Source organism: Rhizorhabdus sp. (assembly GCF_018006725.1).
Taxonomy (GTDB): domain Bacteria; phylum Pseudomonadota; class Alphaproteobacteria; order Sphingomonadales; family Sphingomonadaceae; genus Rhizorhabdus.
This window is the reverse complement of record NZ_JAGMXV010000181.1, coordinates 1-9,298: the sequence shown is the minus strand read 5'-3', so window position 1 is coordinate 9,298 and position 9,298 is coordinate 1. Positions and strand designations below refer to the sequence as shown.

General features: G+C 65.1%; 11 protein-coding genes and 1 pseudogene. 3 read left to right on the top strand and 9 right to left on the bottom strand.

The features are described 5' to 3' along the window. From KAY22_RS20135 to KAY22_RS20125, 3 genes and pseudogenes are all read left to right on the top strand, one after another. Positions 1-164, top strand: a pseudogene (locus tag KAY22_RS20135) (adenylosuccinate lyase); the annotation flags it as partial. A gap of 96 nt (positions 165-260) precedes the next feature. Next, positions 261-1,256 carry a glycosyltransferase family 2 protein gene (locus KAY22_RS20130; protein ID WP_296625042.1) on the top strand — a complete coding sequence of 332 codons (996 nt, stop codon included), beginning with the start codon at positions 261-263 and terminating at the stop codon, positions 1,254-1,256. After that, positions 1,253-2,125, top strand: a complete 873-nt coding sequence (locus tag KAY22_RS20125) for a sulfotransferase (protein ID WP_296625041.1) — start codon at positions 1,253-1,255, stop codon at positions 2,123-2,125. Before KAY22_RS20130 ends, KAY22_RS20125 begins: the two co-directional genes overlap by 4 nt. Positions 2,126-2,127: 2 nt before the next feature. Here the strand turns inward: KAY22_RS20125 and proC are convergent, their stop codons facing one another. The 9 genes from proC to KAY22_RS20080 all read right to left on the bottom strand — a co-directional run. Continuing rightward, positions 2,128-2,934: a pyrroline-5-carboxylate reductase gene (gene proC, locus KAY22_RS20120; RefSeq protein WP_296625040.1), complete on the bottom strand. Its 807-nt coding sequence runs from the start codon at positions 2,932-2,934 to the stop codon at positions 2,128-2,130. A 4-nt stretch (positions 2,935-2,938) separates the two neighbouring features. Then, entirely contained in the window at positions 2,939-3,451 is a 513-nt protein-coding gene (locus tag KAY22_RS20115) for a YbjN domain-containing protein (protein WP_165322173.1), read from the bottom strand. Between the two features lie 95 nt (positions 3,452-3,546). Then, positions 3,547-3,804 carry an accessory factor UbiK family protein gene (locus KAY22_RS20110; RefSeq protein ID WP_296625039.1) on the bottom strand — a complete coding sequence of 86 codons (258 nt, stop codon included), beginning with the start codon at positions 3,802-3,804 and terminating at the stop codon, positions 3,547-3,549. Positions 3,805-3,837: 33 nt separating this feature from the next. Then, positions 3,838-4,395, bottom strand: a complete 558-nt coding sequence (locus tag KAY22_RS20105; RefSeq protein ID WP_296625038.1) for a TspO/MBR family protein — start codon at positions 4,393-4,395, stop codon at positions 3,838-3,840. After that, complete coding sequence (locus KAY22_RS20100; RefSeq protein ID WP_296625037.1) at positions 4,388-5,143, bottom strand: TlyA family RNA methyltransferase; 756 nt, start codon at positions 5,141-5,143, stop codon at positions 4,388-4,390. Before KAY22_RS20100 ends, KAY22_RS20105 begins: the two co-directional genes overlap by 8 nt. Positions 5,144-5,160: 17 nt before the next feature. Beyond that, positions 5,161-5,784 carry a hypothetical protein gene (locus KAY22_RS20095; RefSeq protein ID WP_296625036.1) on the bottom strand — a complete coding sequence of 208 codons (624 nt, stop codon included), beginning with the start codon at positions 5,782-5,784 and terminating at the stop codon, positions 5,161-5,163. Between the two features lie 214 nt (positions 5,785-5,998). Then, complete coding sequence (locus tag KAY22_RS20090) at positions 5,999-8,371, bottom strand: hydrolase (protein ID WP_296625035.1); 2,373 nt, start codon at positions 8,369-8,371, stop codon at positions 5,999-6,001. Positions 8,372-8,447: 76 nt separating this feature from the next. Beyond that, positions 8,448-8,921, bottom strand: a complete 474-nt coding sequence (locus KAY22_RS20085) for an NUDIX domain-containing protein (RefSeq protein ID WP_296625034.1) — start codon at positions 8,919-8,921, stop codon at positions 8,448-8,450. After that, on the bottom strand, positions 8,918-9,298 hold a 381-nt coding region (locus KAY22_RS20080), incomplete at its 5' end, for a secondary thiamine-phosphate synthase enzyme YjbQ (protein WP_296625033.1). The genes KAY22_RS20085 and KAY22_RS20080, both read right to left, overlap by 4 nt.

Below are 9,298 nucleotides of genomic sequence, written 5' to 3'. Positions count from 1 at the left end.
CGATGAAGGTGTGGGAATCGGACGGCGCCCTGTCGCTTCTCGAATTGCTCAAGGCCGACGAGCAGGTGACCGCCGCGCTGTCGCCGCAGGAGCTCGAGGAGAAGTTCGACCTCGATTATCATTTCAAGCACGTCGACACGATCTTCGCGCGCGTCTTCGGCTGAGTCCGATCGGGCAATTGTCATGACGGGGATTGCCGGGCATCTGTTCGGCAGTCGCCGCTCATGTCGAGCGACGCGGGCCTAGGGGGCTATCGAGCCATGCCGGTCGCGCCGATCCTGGTGCTCATCGTCAACTATCGCACCGCTGCGCTGACGCTGCAGGCGGTCGAGGCGCTGCTGCCCGAGGTTCGCGCGCGGGGCGATGCGGAGATCTGCGTCGTCGACAATGGCTCGGGCGACGGATCTGCCGGGCAACTGGCGGCTGGTCTTGCGGGGCTGGGCGCCGGAGACTGCTGCCGGCTGCTCGCATTGCCCGACAATGGGGGCTTCGCTGCGGGCAACAATGCCGGATTGCTGGACTACAGGGAGCGCGCCACCGACGGCGCCCTCCCGCGTCTCACATGGCTGGTGAATCCCGACACGATCGCGCAACCCGGTGCGCTGACGACGCTGGTCGGCTTCCTCGACAGCCATCCGCGCGCGGGGATCGCGGGCGGGCGTTGCCTCCGCCCGGACGGGTCCATCCGCCACAGCGCCTTCCGCTTTCACAGCCCTGCCAGCGAGTTCCTGTGCGAACTCGACTTCGGCCCGCTGCGAAAGCGCATGTCCGGCTTCGACGTGGCGCTGCCGCTGTCCGATGAACCGTTCCGGGCGGAGTGGCTGTCCGGGTCCAACCTGATGATCCGCGACGCGGTGTTCCACGCGGTCGGCCTCTTCGACAGCGGCTATTTCCTCTATTTCGAAGAGACCGATTTCTGCGCGCGCGCCGCCGATGCCGGCTTCGAGGCCTGGCATGTCCCCGACAGCGCGATCGTCCATCTCGGCGGACAGGCGACCGGTTTCACCGAAGCCCGACCGAAGCGTCGCCCGCGCTACTGGTTCGCCTCGCGCGCGCGCTTCTTCCTGCGCCGCCATGGCGTGGCCAGGACCCATCTCGCCAATCTGCTGTGGCTGGTCGCCCACCCGCTCGGCTGCCTGATCGCCGCCGTGCGCGGGCGGCCGCGCCATGATCCGCCGCAGCTCTGGCTCGACTTCCTGACCCATTATTACGGGCCGGACGGCCTGATGTATCGACCGCGCAGGATGACGGCTTGACCGACGCCGGCCTTCCCCATTTCCTGATCATCGGTGCGATGAAGGCGGCGACGAGCACGCTCCATGCGCAGCTCGCAGCCCAGCCGGGCATTTTCATGGCGACGCCGAAGGAGCCCAATTTCTTCAGCGACGACGACCAGTGGCAGCGGGGGATCGACTGGTATCTCGGCCTCTTCGCGTCGGCCCCCGCCGGCGCGATCCGGGGCGAGGCGAGTACCCATTATACCAAGCTGCCCGATCTGCCGCTGGCCGTATCGCGCGCCCGGCAAACGCTCATCGAGCCGCGCCTGATCTACCTGATGCGCCATCCGATCGAGCGGCTAATCTCGCACTATAGCCATCTCTGGCTGGAGAATGGCGTGGCGGAACCGATCGAGCAGGCGATCCCGCGCCGTCCCGAACTCGTCGATTATGGCCGCTACGCCATGCAGTTGCGCCCCTGGGTTGCCGCCTTCGGCAAGCAGTCGATCCTGCCGCTATTCGCGGAGCGGCTGGCCGCGCATCCGCAGGAAGAACTGGAACGGGCGGCCGCCTTCATCGGGCTTGACGGGCCGGTATCCTGGCAAGTCGATCTCGCCTCCCGCAACGCATCGGGCCTGCGCCTGCGCGACGCTCCCCTGCGCGACCGGATTCTCGATCAGCCGCTCCTCGCCGCGATCCGCCGGACGCTGATCCCGCAATCTGTGCGCGATCGGATCAAGCGTCGCTGGCAAATGCCGGCCCGTCCCGTGCTTTCAGCTGAAACCCGCCTCGCCCTCGCCCGGACCTTCGATCCCGATCTCGCGGACCTGGGAGAAATGCTGGGCTGCCGGCTCGACTGCGCCAATTTCGTCGCCGCCGTGCGAGAGAAACCGCTCGGCTGGGCCTGACGTCAGGCCTTGCGCGCCGCCGCCGCCAGTTCGGCGTTGCGGCGGGCCGATGCCGCCAGCGTGTCGCGGAGAAGCGTCTTCAGCCGGTCATCGGCATCGAGGACGTTGAGCCCTTCGCGCGTGCTGCCGCCGGGGCTGGCGACGCGGTCGGCCAGCACGTCGGGCCCCTCCTCGGACGCAGCTGCGAGCAGCCCCGATCCCTTCACCGTGGCCGTGGCAAGCCGGAGCGCCTGATCCGCCGGCAGGCCGAGCGCCTCGCCCGCCTGTGCCATCGCCTCGATGAAGCGGAACAGGAAGCCGGGCCCGCAACCCGACAAAGCGGTGACGGCGTCGAACAGCGCCTCGTCATCGATCCATTCGACCAGTCCGAGCGGCGCCACGAGCGCAGCCGCTTCGTCGCGCACATCCTGCGGTGCGTCGGCCGAGTAAAGCGCGGTAACCCCTTCACCGATAGAGACCGGAAGGTTCGGCATGGCGCGCACGGTCGATGTCGCGCCAAAGCCGTCGGTCAGCGTGCGCGTCTCCACGCCCGCCAGGATCGACAGCAGCAGGCGAGGCGAACGCTGCCCGCTCGCGAAGCTCGGCGTGACGGCATCGAGTTGCTGCGGCTTGACCGCCAGCACGAGAATGTCCGGTCCGCCGCCATCGGTCGGCAGCGCACGGAGCAGGTCGACGCCTTCGGGCACGTCCGCGACGAAGGGATCGATCACCGTGATCTTCCCGTCGAACCCCGCCGCCAGCCAGCCGCGCAGCATCGCGCCGCCCATATTGCCGGCGCCGACGAGCCACAGGCTCTTGCCCCCCGCCATGGCGTCAGGCCTCGCCCTGCGTATCGATCATCGCTGCGGCGATCGCTTCCTGCGGCGTCTTGTCGCTCCACAGCACGAACTGGAAAACCGGATAGAAGCGCTCGCACTCGTCGATGCCCGCTTCGATCAGCGTCTCCGCCTGGTCGAGGCCCAGCGTGGCGTCGCCCGACTGGCTGTCGAGCAACGCGGCATGGCGGAACAGCACCATCGACGAGCTCGTCCACATCTCGAAATGGCCGAGCCACAGCTGCTCGTTGATCAGCCCCATCGTCTCGTACATCGCGCCGCGCTTGTCGGCGGTGACGCGAATATCGGGCAAGACGAGGAACTGCAGGACGCGGTCTTCCTCGCGCCACACGGCGCGCAGCTCGTACTGCGCCCAGCTCCCCTGGAACTGCGCGACGATTTCTTCGTCACCCGCGCGCTGATAATCCCATCCGCGCGCAGAGAAATAATGTTCGAGCATATCGATCGGCGCGCTTGCGTCTCGCGCGGACTCGAAATCATCGACGTCCATCAGGGGCTATACTCCGTTGCCCGCCAGAGGGTCACTCCGTGGCTCGGAATGCCGTGCAATTCAACCCGCAAGGGCCATAAAGCTGTGGATAGCTGTCAGGCCTTCGCCGTACCGGCCGCTGCTTCCAGTGCCGCGATCCGGGCCTTGAGCTCTTCGGCTTCGTCGCGGGCGGCGGCGGCCATCGCCTTCACCGCTTCGAATTCCTCGCGGCTTACGAAGTCCATGCCCGCGATCCATTCGCGCGTGCGCTCCTTGAAGGCGGACTCGGCTTCGCGGCCGACGCCGGCCAGCGTACCCGCCGCACCGTTCATCAGCTTGACGAAATCGTCGAAGAGGCGGTTTTCAGACTGCATGATCAATTCCTCGTCAAGCCGCGCAGGGCAGCGTCACTCTATGACTATCTGGGTGGTACCGCCATTCGAAACAAGGGCGCCGCCGCTCGGGTTGAGCTCATGGATCTGCCAATTGAGCGTCCCTGCGAAGATCAGCCAGGCAAGATAGGGCAGCATCAGCATTCCCGCGACCGGCCGAATCCGCCAGAAAAGCCAGGTCGCGGCGGACGCCCACAGGAAGATGAACAGGATCAGCCCGAAGGCCAGCATGATCCGGTGCATGGCGAAGAACACCGGCGACCAGGCCAGGTTGAGCGCCAGCTGGATCAGGAACAGCGTGATCGCGACGCCCCGCCCCTTCGCACCGCGCGCATTGAGGATCAGCGAAAAGGCTATGCCCATCAGCACGTAAAGGATCGTCCAGGCGAGGCCGAACGCCCAGCCAGGCGGCATCAGCGCCGGCTTTTCCAGCATGTCGTACCACGGATTGCCCATGCCAGCGCGCGATGCCCGGCCGGAAATCGAGCCAAGCAGGACGATCGCCGGCACCGTCACCAGTGCCCAGCGTAGCCACGACATTCGCAACTGGCCGGCCGATGCGATCTCACCCATCACTCTGCTCCTCGCCGGCACGGGTCGCGCCGATCAGAAATTCCACATTGCCTTCGGGACCGGTGATCGGGCTCCGCTCGATCCCTTCCACGTCCCAGCCCTGCGCCTCTACCCACGCCCGGACCTCGGCACAAACGCGCTCATGCACGGCGCTATCCCTGATCACCCCGCCCTTGCCCACTTCTTCCCGGCCGGCCTCGAACTGGGGCTTGATCAGCGCCACCAGCCGACCGCCGGGCCGGACGAAGGACAAGGCTGCCGGCAGGACCTTGGCGAGCGAAATGAAGCTCGCATCGCATACGACGATGTCGATCGGCTCGGGAATATGGTCGGTGGTGAGATGCCGGGCGTTGGTCTGCTCCAGCACCACCACGCGCGGATCGGACCGCAGCTTCCACGCCAGCTGGTTGGTCCCGGAATCGACCGCATAGACGCGCGACGCACCGCCCGTCAGCAGCACGTCGGTAAAGCCGCCCGTCGACGACCCGACATCGATGGCGACCGCGCCCTCTGGCGACCAGCCGAAATGGGAAAGCCCGTGCGCCAGCTTGATCCCGCCGCGCGACACCCAGGGATGATCGCGCCCCCGCACCTCCAGCGGCGCATCGGGCTTCATCGCCTGCCCCGCCTTCTCGATCTTGCGCTCCCCCGAAAAGACCAGCCCCGCCAGAATCATAGCCTGCGCCCGCGACCGGCTCTCGACGAGACCGCGATCCACGAGCAGTTGGTCGGCGCGGGTGGTGGCCATAGCGAATTGCTACTCGCTCAGCCGTTTCGCAGGATCAAGATGTCGTGCTCGACACGCCAGCGGAACCCATGCGCGCGCGCCCAATCAACGAGCGAGTCGAGAGAGGGATAATCGGCATATCCGGCCGCATCCGGCAGGAAGCAGCGAATATCGTCGATCAGGATGCAGACTTTCGAAAAGTTGGCGAGATTGCGCGAGATTGCTGCAAGCTCGTCCTCCACCGGACATTCTTTGCTGCCCTTGAATGTCAACCCGGCCGAATAGTGGCCGTCGAGCCAGAAATTTATATCGCCGTGAAGCATGGGCAGGAGCTCGGGAAACACGGTCTCGCTCGTGCCGAGAATGACATTCACATTTTGCCCAGCGAACTTCGCCCGCGCAGCCTCATAAAAAACCGCTGCAGGCTCGATCGTGTGAACAAAGGGATATCGCTTGGCGAGAAACTCGGTCGTGATTCCCATGTGCGTACCGGTCTCAACCCACGGCGCTCCCGATATACCATAGGCCGCGAAGACCTCCTCCTTGACAAACTGGGGGCTGTTTCCAAGGAAATGACGCTTCTTCCAGTCGCGGATCTGTCGGAACTCATTGACCGCAGACAGGCGGGGGCTGCGCAGCAGCGATCTTACCAGCGACTTCATCACCTTAACCCCTTACACGCTTAGCTTGCTAACCGACCGTAGCAAACGAAGCTGGGGGGTTGCAGAGCCTCAAATCAGCGCGCTGCGCTGGATGGTGGGCGGTGACGGGCTCGAACCGCCGACCCTCTCGGTGTAAACGAGATGCTCTACCACCGTGTTTTTGTGCATAAAGGAGTGAATCGACAAAGTCAAGAACAAAATAAGAACATAGATGTCAGGCGGCCTTGCGCTCGGCCTGCGCATCCGCCCGACGCACGACCGGCCTGAAGGCGATGCAGAGCTTGTAATCCCCCTGCGCGACGACCGGCAGCGGCGGAATCAACAGAGCCGCCGATGGCGTGCAGCGGAAGAGATCGTCGACCACCGGCTCCAGCCCCTCCTGCACATAAGGCGCTTCGATGTCCGGACGCTCGCTCCGCCCCGCCTCGGCACTAGGCAACTCGATCGGCTGGAAACACACATCCTCGATCTGCACCGCCTCATAGGCGGTCCCGATCAGCACCGCGACGGTCAGGTCCTGTCGGGCCGGGACGATCATACGGTAATAGCCGTCATGAGTGGGATAGGCGTCGATATCGACCATACAATCCTCGCGGGCATTCGCCAGGATCACCGGCAGCTTGATGCCTCCGGCGAGGAAGTCGCTCTCGCGCACGTCGAGCGCGCCGCGCACGATCCCGAACAGCGCCAGATTCATCGCCAGCCCCTGCTCCTGCAGTTCGCCCGGCAGGAACATACGGGCCGTCGTCTGCAGATAATGCAGTCCGCGACGGCGCAGACCCCGCACAGACCGCGCCTTGTCCAGCATCTTCATGTGGCTGGACGAACCGAGATTGGCATCGTGCGTGAAGTCGCCGATGGTCACGACCTCGTTGTGCTGCGGAAAATACATCAGGCGCGCAAGACTTGCCGCCGCAGCTTTACGCCGGCAGTCGGCATCGTCGGACGCGGCAGTCGCGCCCAGCGCGGTCGCCGCCAGACCGAAGGCGATCGCGCCCGCCTGGATGCGATCGCGCGTCTCGCTCTGCGCGCCCTTCTCGCCGGGCTTTTCGTGGATCGGCTTGCCATTGGCATGATAGTCGACGACCGAACCCTTGGTCTGGGTACAGATCTGCTCGATCACCGCGATCGAGGACCCCAGCGCAGACAGCGCCTCGCGACCATAATGCCGCTTGTCGAACCAGCCCTTCTTGTCCAGCCCGCTAGGCTCGTTCTCGCGCAGCAGCATGTAGCGACCTGCCACATCGACATTCATCCGCGCCTTCAGCAGCGGCACGATGCGGTCCTGGACCGTGCCGTGATAGCCCAGGTCGACCAGCATCAGGAGATCGCCCTCGTCGACACCCTGGCGGCGAACATGGGCAATCAGCCGGTCGGCATAGCGCGCCGATCGCCGAACCACCTTCTGCGCCGCTTCCGACTGGCATACGTTGCGTTCGAAAGCGGAAACCTCGCCCGACGGCCCCGCGATCTTCCGGGCCTCATGCGGTTCGAGCATCAACATGCCGCCGATGACGTCGAGCCGCTGCTTGCCCGCCTCCCGCTCGATCAGCGCTTCGACGGCTTGCTGGTCCATCAGGCTGCCTCGTCCTGCAGTGAGCCGGCTGATCGAAAGATCACCGAAAGCCTGCTCCGTTCCCAACGTCTCGAACAGCTTCATAGGCAGGAAGCCGTCGCGCATCAGGAACATCATCTTCGCCGGACGACCATAGCGCTCCGACAGCAGCCGGGCCTCCTCGCTAACCCACTGGGCGAAGCCATGAAACAGCGGGCCGATCACATCATGCCCCAGGACGAAAGCCGGATCCTGCTCGCTGCGCAAAGACAGCAGCGGCCGGTGCGGCTGCATCGCCGGCTCGGTCTGGCGGGTCGCTGGGGCCAGCATGACAGCTGCCATGGCCTCCAGCCGCAAACGCGTTTCGCTGTCCTTGTCGAACTGCTCGAAATGCGCGCTGTTGATCCCGAGCGCGGAAGGCGCCTCCTGATCCGCGATCAGATTGTCGCCGAGATGGAATATCGCCTGCGGACGCACCGCGAGGGCATCGAGCACCGGCTGAAACAGTCCCTCCGCCTTGCTAAGCCCATGATCGGACGAGGTGAACACTGTGTCGATCAGTGCCGCCACACCCGGCCCGGCCGCCGCCTCGACCAGCGACCGCAACTGCTCGCCATTGAAATAGGTATCGCTGACAAGCACGACCTTCAGGCCGCGTTCCTTGGCGGACCGCATCAGCGCGACGACTGGTGCGAACGGGTAGCAATGCCGCACTTCGGCCTCGAACTCGGTCTCGACCGACCGCGCGATTTCCTCCGCGCTCGCTTTCGGGAGCAGCCGGGCGTGAATCGCCTCGATCGAAATCTCGCGTCGCCCTGATCGATAGACCTCGGCCTTGCGCGCCTCGCGCTCGGCGATCACACGCTGTTCGATCGCCCCCCCCTCGATCGGAAGGTCGGCAAAGACGTCCGACGGCGCCTGACAGTTGCGCCATAACAGCGTGTCGAAACAGTCGAGCGACAGGATGGAGACAGTCGGCGGAACCCGGTCGAGCAGGCCGGCAATCTCCGGCGCGGTCACGGCGATCTTCATGCAAATCCTTCCGGCGGAATATGAAGCCGGTATCGCGCGCGAACCCTAAGATCGCGTTAACCATGATAAAGGCCGATCAGCGCGACGATCCGCTCAGCATCTCCAGCAATCGCGCGATGAATGGGCGCTGGCTTTCCAGCATCTGCTCCATCGCTTCGTCTGGCGAAAACCAACGCCCTTCGGCCACCTCCGGAAAGCTTTGCAGACGCCCGCTCCGACGCGGCCATTCGAGCTCGAACAGATTGCTGTGGATGTGCGCCGGGTCGATATCCATTTCGACCGCGAACCCCTCGACCTCCTTGCCCGCTTTCTGACGGACCGAACCCAGCGGCAGAAGACGCTCGGGAACCTCGACGCCAAGCTCTTCCTGAGCCTCGCGACGGGCTGCGACTTCGGGGGTTTCACCTTTTTCTATGGCACCCTTGGCGATCTGCCATGCGCCCGGGCCCCGGCTTCGCCAATAAGGGCCGCCCGGCAGCACGAGCAAGATCTCGATCCGCTGGCCGGCCCGGCGATAGGGCAGCACACCTGCGCTACGCGGTCGCATCATTCCCCGACCATGTGCAGGATCAGCGTCCGCCGCTGCGGGTGCCGCCGATGTTCGAACAAATATATCCCCTGCCAGCGGCCCAGCGCCAACCGCCCATTGATCAGGGGAATGGACAGATGCACCTGGGTCAGCGCTGCCCGCAGGTGGGCCGGCATGTCGTCCGGCCCTTCGTCGTCATGGGCGTAAGCGGCCGGATCTTCGGGAGCGATCCGCGCAAAGTAGCGCTCGATGTCGGCACGCGCCTCGGGCGCAGCATTTTCCTGTATCAGCAGCGACGCCGAACTATGGGTGCAGAACAGCGTCAGCAGTCCGGCCCGCATGCCTTGCGCTTGCGTCCAGCCGATCACCTCGGCGCTGATCTCGATCAAGCCCTGTCT